The 17104-nt window shown below is 39.8% G+C and carries 11 protein-coding genes; 6 read left to right on the forward strand and 5 right to left on the reverse strand.

Annotated elements, in window-relative coordinates; genetic code table 11:
• Positions 1–348: 348 nt before the first annotated feature.
• Genes FTU34_RS00725 through FTU34_RS00735 form a run of 3 tightly spaced genes read right to left on the reverse strand, consistent with a single transcriptional unit; the run spans position 349 to position 3837 of the window.
• Positions 349–2361, reverse strand: coding sequence for a TRAP transporter permease (locus tag FTU34_RS00725; RefSeq protein WP_180034517.1), 2013 nt, complete (start codon positions 2359–2361; stop codon positions 349–351).
• Positions 2358–2852 (reverse strand): DUF1850 domain-containing protein, encoded by a 495-nt coding sequence (locus tag FTU34_RS00730; protein ID WP_233945036.1) that lies wholly within the window; start codon positions 2850–2852, stop codon positions 2358–2360. The genes FTU34_RS00725 and FTU34_RS00730 overlap by 4 nt, the downstream gene beginning before the upstream one ends.
• Positions 2830–3837 (reverse strand): TAXI family TRAP transporter solute-binding subunit, encoded by a 1008-nt coding sequence (locus FTU34_RS00735; RefSeq protein WP_168379308.1) that lies wholly within the window; start codon positions 3835–3837, stop codon positions 2830–2832. Before FTU34_RS00735 ends, FTU34_RS00730 begins: the two co-directional genes overlap by 23 nt.
• Before the next feature lie 437 nt (positions 3838–4274).
• On the opposite strand from FTU34_RS00735, the gene FTU34_RS00740 reads away from it, so the two are divergent.
• The 6 genes from FTU34_RS00740 to FTU34_RS00765 all read left to right on the forward strand — a co-directional run bounded on the left by FTU34_RS00740 (position 4275) and on the right by FTU34_RS00765 (position 12118).
• Entirely contained in the window at positions 4275–4868 is a 594-nt protein-coding gene (locus FTU34_RS00740; RefSeq protein ID WP_078192265.1) for a LysE family translocator, read from the forward strand.
• Between the two features lie 112 nt (positions 4869–4980).
• On the forward strand, positions 4981–5550 hold the full coding sequence (dcd, locus tag FTU34_RS00745) for a dCTP deaminase (RefSeq protein WP_180034516.1): 570 nt from the start codon (positions 4981–4983) through the stop codon (positions 5548–5550).
• Positions 5551–5794: 244 nt separating this feature from the next.
• The gene (locus FTU34_RS00750) at positions 5795–7855 is read left to right on the forward strand and encodes a hypothetical protein (protein WP_180034515.1); all 2061 of its coding nucleotides are present in this window, start codon (positions 5795–5797) and stop codon (positions 7853–7855) included.
• 10 nt (positions 7856–7865) lie between these two features.
• Positions 7866–8555 carry a hypothetical protein gene (locus tag FTU34_RS00755; protein ID WP_067764582.1) on the forward strand — a complete coding sequence of 230 codons (690 nt, stop codon included), beginning with the start codon at positions 7866–7868 and terminating at the stop codon, positions 8553–8555.
• Positions 8556–8585: 30 nt separating this feature from the next.
• The gene (locus FTU34_RS00760) at positions 8586–10766 is read left to right on the forward strand and encodes a DUF6160 family protein (protein ID WP_180034514.1); all 2181 of its coding nucleotides are present in this window, start codon (positions 8586–8588) and stop codon (positions 10764–10766) included.
• 50 nt (positions 10767–10816) lie between these two features.
• Complete coding sequence (locus tag FTU34_RS00765) at positions 10817–12118, forward strand: hypothetical protein (RefSeq protein ID WP_111884918.1); 1302 nt, start codon at positions 10817–10819, stop codon at positions 12116–12118.
• Positions 12119–12180: 62 nt separating this feature from the next.
• Here the strand turns inward: FTU34_RS00765 and FTU34_RS00770 are convergent, their stop codons facing one another.
• Together FTU34_RS00770 and FTU34_RS00775 are read right to left on the reverse strand one after the other, a co-directional pair.
• Positions 12181–13896: a proline--tRNA ligase gene (locus FTU34_RS00770; RefSeq protein ID WP_180023163.1), complete on the reverse strand. Its 1716-nt coding sequence runs from the start codon at positions 13894–13896 to the stop codon at positions 12181–12183.
• A 96-nt stretch (positions 13897–13992) separates the two neighbouring features.
• On the reverse strand, positions 13993–17097 hold the full coding sequence (locus tag FTU34_RS00775) for an efflux RND transporter permease subunit (protein WP_180034513.1): 3105 nt from the start codon (positions 17095–17097) through the stop codon (positions 13993–13995).
• Positions 17098–17104: the final 7 nt, after the last annotated feature.

The raw sequence follows: 17104 nt of genomic DNA on the forward strand, positions 1-17104 counted from the left end.
ATTTCTTATTTTTCCTGCGATTATAAGCCGTCTGCCAAGGATAAAATTCTTGAGGCATATCAAAGGATGTCGCGTTTGTACTTAGTTTTTACAAAATAGCTTTCACGATATTTCTATTATTTTGGCTAGGATCAATTCTTGGAACGGCAGTAACTGTACAAACGCATTGTGTCTTAGATTTTTTGCCAAATGTCCTCTGTTACAAGGGGCTTAGCATTGAAAAAATATAGAGGAACAAATAATTTTAAATATTATTTGAAGTCATTAAAACCCACCCATCAAATGAGGGTACGCCTTAGTCTAAGAAATTAAAAAGCCCGGTAATTACCGGGCTTTTTAATTGGTTTTTTAGGAGGAAAGAGACGGGTTTGCTTTACGTTTAGCAGTGATAATATTCACCGTAATTGCGATGATGACCATGATAATGCCTACAATATCTGTAATGGTTTCTGGAATAATCATACACAGCGCACCCACACCTAAAAAAATACGCCAGAACCAGTTGAGATAAGTCTTGAAATAACCTTCAACTGCGGAGCCTAAAGCGAGAATTCCTATCACTGAAGTGACAGTAATACTCACTATAGTTGTCCATGCAGGAAAGGCAAATTCTCGAGCATTGACTGCAACATTGGTGGTATCAATCATCAGCATGGCAGGGTTATAAACGAATAAAAATGGAACAATAAAACCAGCAAGAGATAGTTTTAAGGCCTGAAACCCAGTGCGCATTGGATCACCGCCTGCAATTCCTGCGCCCGCAAAGGCGGCAAGGGCAACTGGTGGGGTGATGTTTGCAAATAAACCAAAATAGAACACAAACATATGCGCGACTAATACAGGGATATCAAAGTTTGCGAGTGCTGGTGCTGCCATGGTGGCAGTAATGATATAGGCCGGAATAGATGGAAGCCCCATGCCTAAAATCATCGATGCAATCATGGTTAAAAATAAAGTGAGAAAGAGACTACCTGCACCTAAACTCATAATTGAAGAAGTCATTACTGAACCAAAACTTGTCAGACTTACTACGCCGATAATAATACCAACGACAGCACAAGCAGCCATCACAGATAATGATTGTTTGGCTCCATCAACGAGCGCATCTAAAATATCTTTTACACCCATTCGTGTTGATTTTCTTAAAGCTGCTACAAAGATGGTCAGGACGATGGTGTAGACAGCAGCATAGCTCACAGGAATATTCTGAAATAAGAAAAAGACCAGTGCCAAAATTGGAATAAGTAAATGTCCACGCTCTTTTAGAACTTCTTTTACTTTAGGTAAATCAGCTTTAGGTACGCCTTTCAGATCATCTTTACCCGCACGGAAATGAACTTGAGCCATGACGCCAAGGTAATACAATAAGGCAGGTAATAATGCGGCTAGTGCAATCGTGCCATAACTCACGCCAGTTGTTTCGGCCATAATGAAGGCACTCGCACCCATGACTGGCGGCAAAATTTGTCCACCGACGGATGCACTGGCTTCAACGGCACCAGCAAAATTCTTGTGATAACCAATCTTTTTCATCAATGGAATAGTAAATGAGCCTGTACCAACAACATTGGCAACAGCAGTGCCATTAATACTGCCCATAAATCCACTTGAAATTACAGCAACTTTGGCAGGCCCACCTTGTTTATGTCCAGCCAGCGCCATGGCAAGATCATTGAATAATTTCCCCATACCTGATTTTGCAAGAAAAGCACCAAAAAGGATAAATAAGAAAATAAAGGTGACGGATGCACCAATTGCCGAAGAATATAAGCCTTCGGTTTTTAAATACATATGTCCGAAAATGTCGCTGATTGTATAAGGGCGAGTAAGTAATCGATCTGGCATCCAATCAAAGTGACTGATAAATGTATAGGTCAGGAAAATTAAACTTAAAATGGGCAACATCCACCCCATGACCCGGCGAGTTGCTTCTATGACTAATACCACACTCATAATTGCAAACGCGATATCTAAGGTATTTGGAATACCACCTCGAGTGGTCATAATAGATTGATATTCTTTCCATAAATATAAAAAACTGAAGATGGAAAGCAAAGCCAAGAACCAATCGAGAAGTGAAATATGCTGTCGGGAGCTTGTTTGACGAGCTGGATAGAGTAAAAAAATGAGTGCTAGGCCAATAGCGACATGGGCTGCACGCTGTATTAACTCAGGTAAAGGATTAAACGTAATAAATAAATGAAATAATGAATAAAAGATCGCTACAAATGCAACAAAGTAGGTAACAGATTTGCTCATATTGATTCGAGTAACAGATTCCCGATCAAATTTTTCTAATATGGCTTGTTGTTGTTTCTCATCGAGTTGTTCTAATACAACTTTATCTTCTTTGGAATTCATAGGCATTCTCCAATCCACCAAGACTTCCATTTGGGTTGATATTGAACCGAGATGTTGACCAAACTATAGTCTGGGTAACTTTGAAAAATAGACCAAATTTTTTGGTCAGCGAGGATCGTGCCTTGCATATTTCTAGAAATCACCCAGTTGATTTCATCTATATTTTGATTGACCCGCATTCTAATCACACCATTTTTTTGAAACTCAATGGGATAATTTGAGGGTGTACCTGCACCAAATGAAATCAAATCGGTGTGGTGCAGTAAAAACTTATTCTTTTGACGCTGATATTGTTCAGACCAAGCCGTCTTTTCTACTGAATGCTTCCACTGTAAATCAAATTGATCAGTTGAAATTTTGCATATATCAGTTTCAACTCTAACCTGCGTATACAGTGTTGGATAGCTAGCATAGATTAAGAAGAACAATATAAAAAATGCAGTATAAACTGCATTTTTTTGAAGCTTATTATTTTTTAGCCACTTCATCATAGTAGCGTTTCGCGCCTGGATGTAGAGGCGCTACAAGGCCTTGTTGAGCACCTTCAAGCGTGATTTCTGTTGCTGCTTGGTGTGAAGTTGCCAATTGAGGCAAACTGTCAAAGAAAGTTTTTGTTAGTTTGTAGACATCATCATCCGATATATCTGTGCGAACAACTAATGCATTTTTAATTGCGGCAGTTTGAATGTCCGCAGTATTGCCATATGTGCCTTTTGGAATAATCATCGGTAAGAAATAACTTTGATCTTTAGCTATTTCTTTGACTTTATCTGCATTGATTGAAACTAACTGTAGATCAAAGCTTTGTTGAAGTTCCATGAGTGATGAATTTGGAATGCCACTAGTCAGGAATGCTGCATCAAGCTTGCCACCTTTTAAAGCATCAGCGGCTTCAGCATAGCCTAAATAATCAACTTTAATATCTTTATAGGTGATTCCAAAACCATTCAACAGTGTACGTGCATTTACTTCTACACCTGAATTTTGTGCACCTACAGCGATACGTTTACCTTTCAAATCTTCGATATTTTTGATCCCTGATTTTTTAGAGGTTACGATTTGTACGTAGTTGGGATAAAGCGCTGCGACTTGGCTGACATTCTCAACTTTACCATTTGCGAAACTTCCTGTTCCGTTCAGTGCTTCTGTTAAGCTGTCACTCATAACAAATGCCATTTCAACTTTATTCTGTTTCAGAAGGTTTAAGTTTTCGACGGATGCACCTGTAGTTTGAGTCTTAGAATTTACACCAAAGGTTTTGTTATAAATTTCTGCAAGACTTGTCCCAATCACATTGTAAGGTCCTGATGCCCCACCAGTTGCAATGGTTACGAACTTGGTTTGAAGTTTGTCAGATGTAGCAGTTTCTGCGCTTTTTCCTTCCGTGGTATTTTTTGAAGTAGATTGATCATTTGAGCAAGCAGTAATACATGCCAAAGTAACCGAGAGTAACGTGAGTTTTGTCCATTGGTTCATAGAAACGTCCTTTTACACATAAATTTTGAATATTGATTTGATGAGCTTTAATTTTAATTTCCACTACTCAATTGAACATAACTTAATCAATTATTTTTGAAAAGTATTTTTTTTTGATTTTTTAGTCTCCAATAAATAATGGTTATGCGTAAGAATGGCATGGAGCTATATCGTTTATTTTAATAATATTTTGTTACGTGTAAAAACTGTAGGGTATACATGGAATCATGTGAAATTTCTATTAATAAATATAAGTTCAAGATATTTCTTTGAATTGTAAGGTGCTCTGAATGACTGTTCAGCTAAGGTTTTGTTTTTCTATTTAAGTTACTGAATTTATAATTAAATAAGGAGTTTTTTATAAGCGTTTCTATTTTTTATTTTGCTAATACGAAACAACTGAATTAATCTTCGCGGATTAAGTTTGAGGTCAAAGTATGATTTCATGGTTTTTTATTGGTCTAGTTATCAGTATTTTGTTAACGCCAGGACCAACCAATACCTTACTCGCATCTTCGGGTATTCAAGTTGGGCTACGTAAATCATTCCGACTCATTCCAGCGGAAGCCTTTGGTTATCTTATTTCGATTAGCCTATGGGGTTTTCTCATTGGTAAAATTTCCGTACATCTGCCTTTACTACCGACCATTTTAAAACTGTTTAGTGCTGGCTATATTCTATTTTTGGCTATGCGATTATGGCGTACAGCAACTGTTGCTGAAAATTTTAATCAAAAGGGCATTCGTGCACGCGAACTCTTTGTTGCGACTTTATTAAACCCCAAAGCATTATTATTTGCATCTGCGATTTTCCCTGCGTTGGCTTGGCAAAATGCGCAGTATTATGTAGCTCACATGCTGATCTTTCTGTTGTTGATTGTTCCTATTGCATTCTTTTGGACCTTTCTTGGTTCCGTTTTGGCATCGAATAAAATTAGTTGGCTCAATCAAGCCAATCTACAACGAACAGCATCGCTAGTCTTGGTCAGTTTTTCGATTCCACTGAGTTATTCTGCGATTTTAAAACTCTAAATTGATTTGAAAATGACTAAATCCGCTTAGTTCGGTAAAGCTTATTTTCATTAAGTCGGATTTCAGTTAAAGTACCACGCAATAATTGATTTAAGTTTTTGGATAGAGATAAATGGCTATTAAGTCTGATCGTTGGATTAGCGAAATGAGCGAAAAACACGGCATGATTGAACCGTATGCAGAAAACCAAGTCCGTTATGATGAAAATGGCGAAAAGCTTATTTCGTATGGCGTGTCTAGCTATGGTTATGACGTGCGTTGTGCTCGTGAATTTAAAGTCTTTACCAATGTTCATTCAGCAATTGTTGACCCTAAAAACTTTGACGATAAAAGCTTTATTGATATCGAATCAGACGTTTGTATCATTCCGCCGAACTCGTTTGCACTAGCACGGACAGTCGAATATTTCCGTATTCCACGTAATGTGTTAACCGTTTGTTTAGGTAAATCAACCTATGCGCGCTGCGGTATTATTGTCAATGTGACGCCTCTTGAACCAGAGTGGGAAGGTCACGTGACTTTAGAATTTTCGAATACAACCAACTTACCTGCACGTATTTACGCGGGTGAAGGTGTCGCACAAATGTTGTTTTTCGAATCAGACGAAGTGTGTGAAACCTCTTATAAAGACCGTGGCGGTAAATACCAAGGTCAAACTGGTGTGACATTACCGAAAGCTTAATCCTTCGGATTTAGTTAAATAAAGCGGGCGAATTAGCCCGCTTTTTTGTTGGGTCATTCATCGGAAAATAGACCATTCGGTGGGGAAGTTTTTGCAATTGAGTAATTATTCAGCATAATAAAAAGTTAAGTGACTGGTCTATCACAAGTCTCCATTTAAGGAATAAATGGACAATAACATCAAAGCCAGTTCTCAGGAATAAATATAAGAGAGATGCAGAGCATCTGATAAAAGGAAGGTCGAGATGACTCAATTCACCCAGGCTAAGTTATTCCGCCAGAGTTGCTTAGCAGCCGCAGTCAGCATTTTTGCTGCACCATCTGTTTATGCGCTTCAAGATTTATCAGATGAAGCACTTTCAGCCACAACGGGTGAAGGTGTTGCACTCACTTTAGAGAATTTCAAAATGGTCTTTCAAGGGCCAAATGACCGTTCTACGGCTTCTAGTTATGCGTCTGGTATGGTTGATCCTGGGAAAAACGATACAGGTTTTATTCGGATTATTCCTACAGGTGAAAACTATGAACAATTAGGGCAGCGTGCTTACGATAAAATCTACAAAGCAGCTTATGTTGATGCTTATCAGCAAGGCCGAGTTACGGGCTATAACGGTGTTTATGACTCAACTTTTATAAGTTCTAAAAGCACTTATGAGACCAATAATGCTACACGAGTAACCAATGAAACCATCGCAACATATTCAACAGAATATCGTGGCCGATTAGTACAGTCTTATCTTGAATCACCAACGATGAAGGCATATTACGATCAGCGTTATGCAGATTATTATAATGGTTCATCGGCTGGCTTACCTTTTGAAAACGATGGCACAACGAAAGAATCAATTACTCCAGGACTAAAAGAAAAGTCACAAACTGCTGCTTTAAAAAATACCTATGAAATGATTGAGTTACTATACGGTAACAATAGTACGGGTAATTTGCCGACCACTTCGACTTTTTATAAAAATTATGTCTCAGGAAAAATTACACGTTCAAATATTATAGATACAACAAAAAATGCTCAGTTGAATGCCAAAGCTGCAGAAACCCTCAATCAGTTGGCAACGGACTATGCCAAGCTTGAAGCTCAAAAGGCAAGCGATGCAGCATTAGCAACCGTGAAGAAAAATGCTGAAATTACAGCAAAACAAATTGCTTCGACTGCGACCGTATCGAGTCTCAGATCGAAAGCAGATGTCTTTATATATGGTTTAGCCTTATCAAACAGTAAAGATAAAAATGGCAAAAGTTCATTAGCAACACGCTATACCGATCAAGGGTTTAATTGGGGGACCGCTGAAAATCCGTGGCTTTTCCATGCGGGAAATCAAGATGTTGAACAATTTGCGAAAGATAATAAGGGGAATGTTGGTTACTTAGCGATTGAGGCACCATTAAAGAAAATTGCGGCAGATGATGCATCTAACAACATCAAGCTTGGTTTGTGGATGGATGTATTTTCACGGTCTTTGAATTCAAGCAATGTCGTCGATCCGATTACCGGTGCGCCGACCAGTGGCTTAGATAAAGATTATCGATTACGGACTCAAATTGTTGCGAATGGTTTGAGTTTTAATGGTTCACAAGTTCGCATTTTTCAAACACTAAAATCAACAAATACCAACTATAACCAAACTTTAGGTTTAGCCAGTTTAATTCGTATTAATACCAATGATCGTGCTGAGTCACTGAGTATCAATGATGGTGATTTGGATGCTCGCGGTATGCGTATCAGTACAGCTGCACGCTCCGAACTGGATGATGGTACTGCAGCGACACCCGCTATGGATCGTTCTGTCGCTCCGATTTTCCATGAAACGGAAGGTCTATATTTATATAGCCCAAACATCAATTTAGTTTTAGGCAATATGTATCAACCCTTTATTGTGGGATCGGAAGGTCGAAATATTATTTTGGAAGTAACACGTATTCCTAACGTGCCTTCTATATACAGTAAAATTTATACTTACTATACAGATATCGCTGGAAATACCACAGGTACATCGGGTTTAACCGCTGCTGACTTTAAAGGTTCAACCTGTAACGTCTATAGTTGTGGTACGGAGTTAAAAGCAAACTCTTCAGATGCGACAGCACTATATCAAGGGCGTAATGCAACACATAGTAGTATTGCAATCGGTACAGTAGAGCGCTTGCCTGGTAATCTGCTGAATGCAAAAAGTACGGATACGGCGACAGGTGTGGTCTTTAAAGGTGTCAATGGACAAAGCACGAATTTAGGATCTGTTGCCATAGATGGCGTATTGATTCAGCACTTAAAAATAAGAACAACAGGGCTGTAGGAGAAATTAAATGTATAAAATTTTATGCGCTGTTGTTTGTGCTGCACTGACACAAACTCATGCAGGCTTAGTGTCTATGGATAATACCGAACTCACTGCTGCAACCGGTCAAGGCGGTGCTGATCTCAGTTGGACACTTTCATTAAACCATCAATACGCCAATGATATGTCGAAAAACAACATTTCTATCATGGATGCGAATGGAAAAACGACTCAAGCTTTTTATGGATATCAATGTTCATCCAATGAGTTTTGTCGCTTAGCACTTGCGCCCAATAATCATGTGGATGCAAATGGTAATAAGAAATGGTTGGTGTTTAAACAGTTTCAAGGAACGTTACAGATCGATCAATTTTCACTAGATGGTGTGACGATTATCAATCGTGAAGGCAATCCACAAACGGCTATGCAGTTGACATTTTATGATGATAAGCCATTAAAAATTAGAAATTTAGGTTTTGCTACGTTGGCGGTGGAAACAGGGACGACAGGTAAGGAAGGTTATGAAAATACCAGTACTTATACGACCTATACCGAAAAGAAAGCTGATGGAACAACTTCAACTTTAGCAGTGCCTGATTTTGATCGTGGTTCAGAACAAGGATTTATGGGTGTTAATGTGCATGGCAACATGCACATGAGTGGAAAGTTAAACATCTTCAGTTTTAACTGCACTGGAAATGGTGCAGGTCGCTGTTAATCAGCTGTGACTGAATATAAGGATATTGTGATGAGAAAAATAACAACTTTAACGGCACTCGCAACCAGTATTTTACTTGCTCAACATGCATATGCTTTTGAAGCGATGACCGATGAAAGCTTGGGTGCAGTTACTGGCCAAGATGGTATTTCGATTACCCATGAAGTTTCTAGAGTCAAAGTTGATCAGTTAAATTGGGTTGACCCAACTGACCAAAATAAGATGAAAATGGGTTTGCACAATGTACAAATAGATGGCGTTGGGCAAAGCACCATTACATCAAAATTAGATTTTGATGTTGGGACTACGGATGCTGGTGTAGGCATGCGTATAGCTGCGAGTGTCAGCCCTTTTACGGCTGTTGCACAAAATATTATGTTGCTGTGTCAAGGTGCAACGTGCCAAACGCCTACACAAAATTTAGGTTCACTTACGATTGCAACATCTTCACCTTTAAAAGTATTACTTGAAACCAGCAATGGTCTATTTAACCGTAATGATACGGCGTATATGGAATTTCAATTGCAAAATGCCAGTATTAGTCATGGTATGAATGGACATAGCGTAACCTTAAAGGACTTTAACTTTAACTTTGCTGGTTCAGGTTATATGTATGTCGCAGCTGATGAAGGCATTGTTCTCACCACAAAATCCACAGGGAGCAAAGACCATGCGGTCAATTTGGGGCGGGTAAAGGATACTTCAGATGTACATAGCTCACGTAGCGATGCCACAAACCCCGGCGTTAATATCGATTTACGATACGGTACCGATGGTGGTGCACAGCGCAATTTAATTCGTATGGGAGCATCGGGTGCTGTCACTAATGCACGAGTTGCCTTAAATGCCAATCAAGAAGGAATTAAAGATTTTGGTCTAGCAACGAAAGCTTCAGGATATGAGTCCGTTGGTTCAGGTGGTTTACATTTAGGTGTGCGCGCGGATTTCACTTCAAAAGATGATCCGAGTCTTGTTGCAGGTCAAGCACCGACAACCTTAGAAATTGGCCATACGGGTATTGGTAGTTATTCCATTGAATTTTCTAATTTAACGTCTTTAGTTGCTGATAAAAATGCCTATATTGATTTTGGCGATATTTATATCAATACCATTCAAGCAAAAAGCCTTGATTTTCTGGTAAATGATAAATTAAAAGCGACATTAGGTTTAACCAATAATGTTTTAACCCAGAATCTGTCAAATCAAACGGCGGGTGGAAATTTTGCACTTGTGGCGATTCGTGGTATGGATTTTCAGTCCATCGCGCGTACCGCACGATTTATTTCGGATAACTCAATTGCTGCAATTGCAAGTAATGACAACAGTTGGGGGATTGGTATCCCGATTTATAATATGAATGCCAACGTTGCATTATCAGAGAAAAAATACAGTTATAAAAATGCGGCTGAAAAATCAGGTATTGGCTATAACCTTGTGATGAGCACAGATGGTTATGGTGTTGATAAAAAAACAGGAACACCAAGTACAACTTCCATTATTTTGATTGATGGTAAAAAAGGTATTAATGGTCAAGAAGTCAATTATTATGCCGGCTTGCGAAACATCAATGCACTTATTCAATCTGATGGTGTGATTGGCTATGAAAATGATGGCATCTATGTACGTGCAGATAATCTATTGATTGCAGCCAATGCCGAGTTAGCGATTGGTCAACTTCCTGGTTCAACCTATAACTGTGCGACTACAGCCTCTGCCAAATGTGGGACTACAGTACCTTTAGATAATTTCTCTAAACGTGATGATGTGTTGACGAATATTGCGTTTAAACTCGATGGTAAAGGTGAGCTATTTATAGTACCGGGTCTAAATGACAGTGCAGAAAATAATTATTTATCTTTCCGTGGAAGCTTTGAATTTAAAGCATTAACAGATGCTGAAAAGAAAGATCAAAAAGTTATGGGAAGCTATTTAAGTTTGATGAATGAAGATGTAAATGCCAGCGGTGTCGTTTCAGCTTCAAGTATCAATATTAATAAAATGCAGGGCGATCTAGGCTTTGATGCTCGAATTAAAATAAAACAAGATTCGGTAGAGTTTGATAATCAGGTAAAATTCAATCCAACCAATAATATGTCTAAAGCGTTTCGTGCAGAAGTATCGATGTTAACAAATGGCAATATGCAAAAGATGGTGGATATTGCCCTAACAGGTGGAACAATGCGAAGTACGATGGGGATTACTCCACGCTAGTAAAATTAAATCAATAACAAATAAATAAAATAACGAACAGGGAATTTGTTATGAAAAAGAAGTTAATCAGAGGTTTGATATTCTCGACATTTGCGATGAGTAGCTTATCTCATGCAATGATGGCTTTAGATGATGAAAGCTTATCAAAAGTTGATGGTCAAGCTTTACTCTCCATGGAATATACGCAGGGGTATAATTCTGTGGATGAGAGTGGACAAGCCGTTGACCAATCCAAAGTTGGCTTTTATAAACTTGGTTTGGAAGCTGAAATGGAGCTCAATGCAAATATTAAAAAGCTGCAATTGGGTTGTGGTGGTGCAAATGGCTCAGGTGCTTGTGATATTGATATTGATCATATTTCACTGAGTGGATTGCCTGCAAATAGCAATTATACGTCGGATGAACGTGCGGCAACTTCTGCTTTGCTGACCAATCCTTTTATCGAAATCGCAATTAAAGATCCGAAATCAGCTGCAACACGTGAAGTGATGGGCTTTCGTTTGAGCGCTGAAAAAATTTCTGGATTAATGACATTAGGTACAGAAAATAGCAATACACCCAATGGTATCAATACCTTTAGTGGTTATATGAAAACCAAAGCATCTGCGGGTGTTGCAACAACTGCCGAGCGTGTGATGGACTATGCTTCTACGCAGCAATATATTGAAGGAGCAGTTAAGGGGACATTATTTGGTGCTGAAGTTGATCTACCGCTTCACTACAAATCAGATAATTATTCCTTTAATTTAAAATCAACCACAGCTCCTTTTACGATTCCAGCTACTGTTGTAAGTGGTAATCGAATGACAGATGTACAGTTAAAGGGTACAGGAACTGTTGATCGTCTAGATTTTAGTGGTCCATTAGAAGCTCAAATCTCTTTACTCGGTTTAAACATTAATTTGAATAAAGATGTGACGGGGTATCTTACTGGGCTAAAAACCGATATTACGGTAAATCAAAGTTTAGGTTTGATTCACGCACTTTATCTAAATAACCCTGCTTCGCTATCTTTACAAGCTCAAAAAATACTCTGGCCTGGTGCTGCAGTCGCAGCAGAAAGAGGGTGGTGGCTGGCGATGGAAGATGAAGTCGATTTGGGCAGTATTACACCATCAGATAAAGTGGCGATTACGGATGAAGTATTGAAACAAACGATCGCCGGAATTAACCATGACCTAAGTACCAATGTTCGTAACTGTGGAGATTTACTCTTTGGTTGTGTTGCAGGTTCTTCTTTGGATGTTAAAGAGATTAAAAACCCGTCATTAATTGATTTCCCATTAACCAATTTAAAACTGTCTGGACAGGAGTTTCGTTCTAACTGCTTCGGGGGGCTGAAATTCTGTTAAGGCTTAAAATATTTGATATAAAAAATCCCGCACCTAGCGGGATTTTTTATGTTTAGCGCAAATTATTTTGCAAGTTTCGCTAAAAGGTCTTCTTTACTTAAGTTGCTTGATTCTTCATCACGGCGACCTTTGTACTCAAATGTACCAGCATCCAAACCTTTCTCGCCAATGACAATACGGTGTGGAATACCTGTTAACTCGATATCAGAGAATTTAACACCAGGACGCTCATTACGATCATCAAGAAGCACATCATAACCAGCAGCAGTTAATTCTGCATACAGTGCTTCAGCTGCTTCCATTGTACGTGGTGACTTATGTGCATTCATTGGCACGATAGCAACTTCGAAAGGAGCAATTGCAGACGGCCAAATAATACCTTTGTCATCGAAGTTTTGTTCAATCGCAGAAGCAACAACACGAGTTACACCAATACCGTAGCAACCCATAGTCACAACGAGAGGTTTGCCATCTTCACCTAAAACTTTGCAGCCAAGCGCTTCAGAGTATTTTTGACCCAACTGGAAGATATGACCAACTTCGATACCACGTTTAATCAAGATTGTACCTCGACCATCTGGAGAAGGGTCACCTTCAACAACATTACGCAGGTCATAAACTTCGGTGTATTGTGCATCACGTTCCCAGTTTACACCTACAGCATGTTTATCAACTTGGTTTGCACCAGCAACAAAGTCTGAAAGTACAGACGCTGCACGGTCAACAATAACGGTAATGCCTTTTTCGGTTAAGCCTTGAGGGCCACAGAAACCAGCAGTTAAGCCTAAGTCAGCTAATTGTGCTTCAGTTGCAAAAGTTAATGGAGCAGCAATTAATGGGTGTTTTTCTGCTTTAATTTCATTCAGTTCATGGTCGCCACGTAGGAATAAGGCAACCACTGGTGCAGCTTTACCTTCTTCAGCAACACCTTGAACCAATAATGCTTTGACAGATTGAGTAGGGTCTGATTTAAGGAATTCAGAAACCTCAGCAATGGTTTTCTGATTTGGTGTATCAACAATCTCAAGTGCTTTAGTCGGAGCAGCACGTTCACCTACTAATACTGCTTCCGCCATTTCTACGTTAGCAGCATAATCTGACTCTGTAGAGAATGCGATGTCATCTTCGCCGCTAGACGCAAGGACGTGGAATTCGTGTGAACCAGAACCACCTATTGAACCTGTATCCGCTTGAACTGGGCGGAAATTTAAACCTAAACGAGTGAAAATTTTGCAATAAGCTGCATACATCTTGTCATAGGTTTCTTGTAAAGAAGCTTGGTCAACATGGAAAGAATAGGCATCTTTCATGATGAATTCACGTGAACGCATCACACCGAAACGAGGGCGGATTTCGTCACGGAATTTAGTTTGTACTTGGTAGAAGTTTGCAGGCAATTGCTTATAGCTTTTCAATTCATTGCGAGCAAGATCTGTAATTACTTCTTCATGTGTAGGGCCAAGTACAAAGTCATTGTTATGACGGTCTTTAAAACGTAAAAGTTCTGGACCATATTGTACGAAACGACCTGATTCTTCCCATAAAGATGCGGGTTGAGTGACAGGCATCAGGACTTGAAGTGAACCAGCACGATCCATCTCTTCGCGGATAATCGCTTCAACTTTATTTAATACGCGAACGCCCATCGGCAGCCAAGTGTATAAACCTGAAGCCAATTTACGAATCATCCCGGCACGAAGCATAAGCTGATGTGAAATAACTTCAGCATCGTTTGGGGTTTCTCTTAACGTTGCAAATAAAAAGCGACTCGCGCGCATGGAAACTGTCCTAAAAAATTAAGCGTTAAAGTGGAGAGTATACAATAAAAAATGAGGTGAACATTTTCCAAAGTCACCTCATTTTAGATTTTGTCATTATGACATGATTTTTTTGGCCTGACGTGCAAGGAAGTTTCGGAAATCATCCAAATAGGTAAAAATCACCGGCACAACCACAAGTGTTAGTAGGGTAGAGGTAATCACCCCGCCAATCACGGCATGTGCCATTGGCGCGCTTTGTTCACCGCCTTCACCTAAACCAAGTGCAAGCGGAACCATACCCATCACCATTGCACTGGTGGTCATTAAAATGGGGCGTAAACGGGTTTTACCTGCTTCAATAATCGCTTCATAACGATCTACACCATGATCCATGGCTTTTTTAATAAAGTCGATGAGTAGAATTGCGTTCTTTGTCACCAAGCCCATGAGCATAATAATCCCGATAATGGAAAAGAGGTTCATGGTTGAATTAAATAAGAATAAGGCTAAGAATACCCCAATCAATGATAAGGGCAATGAAGCCATAATGGCTGCAGGGTGAATGAAGCTATTAAATTGTGAACCCAAAACAATATAAATAAATACAATAGAGAGGGTAATCGCTGTCATTGCATAACCCGCAGACTCAGCCATATCTTTATTGGCACCTTGCGTGACAAAACTATAACCTGGTGGCAAGTCGAAGTTTTTCTCTATCTCATTGATTTCGGCACCAATATCACCCGCAGGACGTCCTGCTGTGTTGGCTTCAACCATTACTTCACGTGCCAGATCACGACGGTTAATTTGTGAAGCACCAAGTGTTTCTTCAAAGCTTGCCACACTTGTCAATGGAACTAAAATAGGTAAGCCTGCAGCATCGGTTTTTTGTGATGTGATGTACATGCTTTGAATGTCAGTTGGCAGTCGACGCTGATCTTCAGTGAGTCTTAAATTTACATCATAGGTTTCGCCTTTATCATCCTTCCACGTTGTTACATTATCACCCGCAAGAAGAGGGCGTAATACATTGGCGATTTGATTGACGGATAAACCTAAATCACTGGCTAAAACGCGATTGATATGTACACCTAATGTCGGTTTAGGTTCTTTGAGTGAGCTTTCTAAGTCGACAATACCGTCGACTTTCGAAATTTCTTTCATGAATCGGTCAGAAATGCGTTGTAACTCATCTAAGTCTGGTCCTTTAATCGAAATCATAACCGGCTTTTGGCCGCCCGATACTGTTTCATCAGCTGAGGCAATCGAGGTAATGGTAATACCTGCTACATGTTTTAAGCGGGTACGGAATTCATTGTTGAGATCCGTTAATGTTTGACTACGCTCCGTACGTGGTGAAACAGTGACACGAATGCTAGCATGGTTTTTACCCCGATCAGTGGCACTATTAATTGCACCATAAGTGGCTTTGACTTCTGGATGTTGGCGAATGATACGATCTACTTGCTTAAGCTTAGCCTGCGAATATTCAAGGGTTGCATCAACTGGTGTTTCAAATTTGATCCGAATTTCACCTTTGTCTGGTACGGGTACAAATTCAGTTCCGATCATTTTGGATAAACCTAATGCACCAAATAAAGACGCGACGGCGATTAAAAGGGTAATGAGCCTAAATCTTAAAGCAAGCTTGAGTAATTTTTCATAATGATGGCTTAGGTTGTCGAGCTTGCTCGAAATCCAGTTAAAAAAACGTTTGATTTTACCCGGCTTTTTATTTGGATCTTTGCGCTCTGCCCAGTGAGCAGACAACATGGGGTCAAGGGTGAAACTCACAAACATTGAAATCAGTACAGCGGTACTGACGGTTACACCAAATTGATAGAAGAAACGCCCAATAATGCCGCCCATAAATGCCACAGGTAAAAATACCGCGACAATGGTCAATGTTGTGGCCAATACGGCTAAACCAATTTCTTTCGTACCGTCGAGTGCAGCGGTGACGTGGTCCTTGCCCATATCGGCATGGCGGACAATATTTTCACGAACCACAATGGCATCATCAATGAGTAGACCGATACTTAGTGAGAGAGCCAGTAGGGTCATCATGTTGATTGTAAAACCAAAAATCCAAACAAAGGTGAGGGTACCTAGTAGCGAAATCGGTAGGGTTAAACCTGTAATGGCTGTCGAACGAAATGAGCCGAGAAATAACAATACAATGAGTACCGCAAGTACTGCACCTTCAATAATCGTACGTGCAACGTCTTTAATGCTGCCACGAATACCTTTAGATGAATCAACCACAATTTCTGCGGTCGTGCCTTGCGGCAATTGCTGTTGGATTTTACTTAAGGTTTTACGGGTATTATCAACTACCTCAATCACATTAGAGTCCGAACTTCTTAGAATGTCGACAGCGACGGCTGTTTTACCATTCAGATAAGCACTCGACTCCATTTCAGCTTGGCTATCTTCTATTTCGGCAATTTGTTTGAGATAAATCGGCGCGCCATTTTTATTGGCAACCACTAAATCTCCGAAAGAATTTGGGTGAATAACGCGAGATTTAATTTCGACCACCAATTCTGAATTCTTTTGTTTTAAGGTTCCTCCCGGAACTTCAAGATTTTCAGATTTTAGGGTGTTTATAACTTGATCGATCCCAATCCCGAAACTTTGTAATTTTTGCGGATTTACTTGAATACGAATTTGACGCTGTGCATCACCCAATAAATTGACCGTACCGACACCGGGAACCGTTCTAAGCTGGGGCACAATCCGTTGATTCAGATAGGAACTCAAATCACGTAAAGACGTGTCCTTCGATTCAAAAACAATCGACATAATTGCACTGGCAGTAGGGTCATAACGTTCTACGATGGGGTCATCAATTTCATCACGAAATTGTGCGGTTACTGGTGCAATTTTATCTCGAATATCCTGTGCAGCTACAGAGGACGAGACATCTAGATTAAATTCGACAATAACCGTGGATAAACCTTCACTGGATTGAGAAATGACTTGCTTGAGGCCTGAAATGGTATTGATCTGATCTTCAAGTTTCTTGGTGATTTCAGATTCGACAGACTCAGGAGAAGCACCCGGATAGTTGGTGTAGACAACAACAAAAGGGAAGTCGACATCAGGAAACTCTTCAACACCCATACGTTGCCAAGATGCGAGTCCTAGTACCATCAGACAGAACATCATCATGATGGTGAAAACAGGATATTTCACACTAATTCGGGTTAACCACATAACAACT

Source organism: Acinetobacter sp. YH12094 (assembly GCF_013419295.1).
Lineage (GTDB): Bacteria > Pseudomonadota > Gammaproteobacteria > Pseudomonadales > Moraxellaceae > Acinetobacter > Acinetobacter amyesii.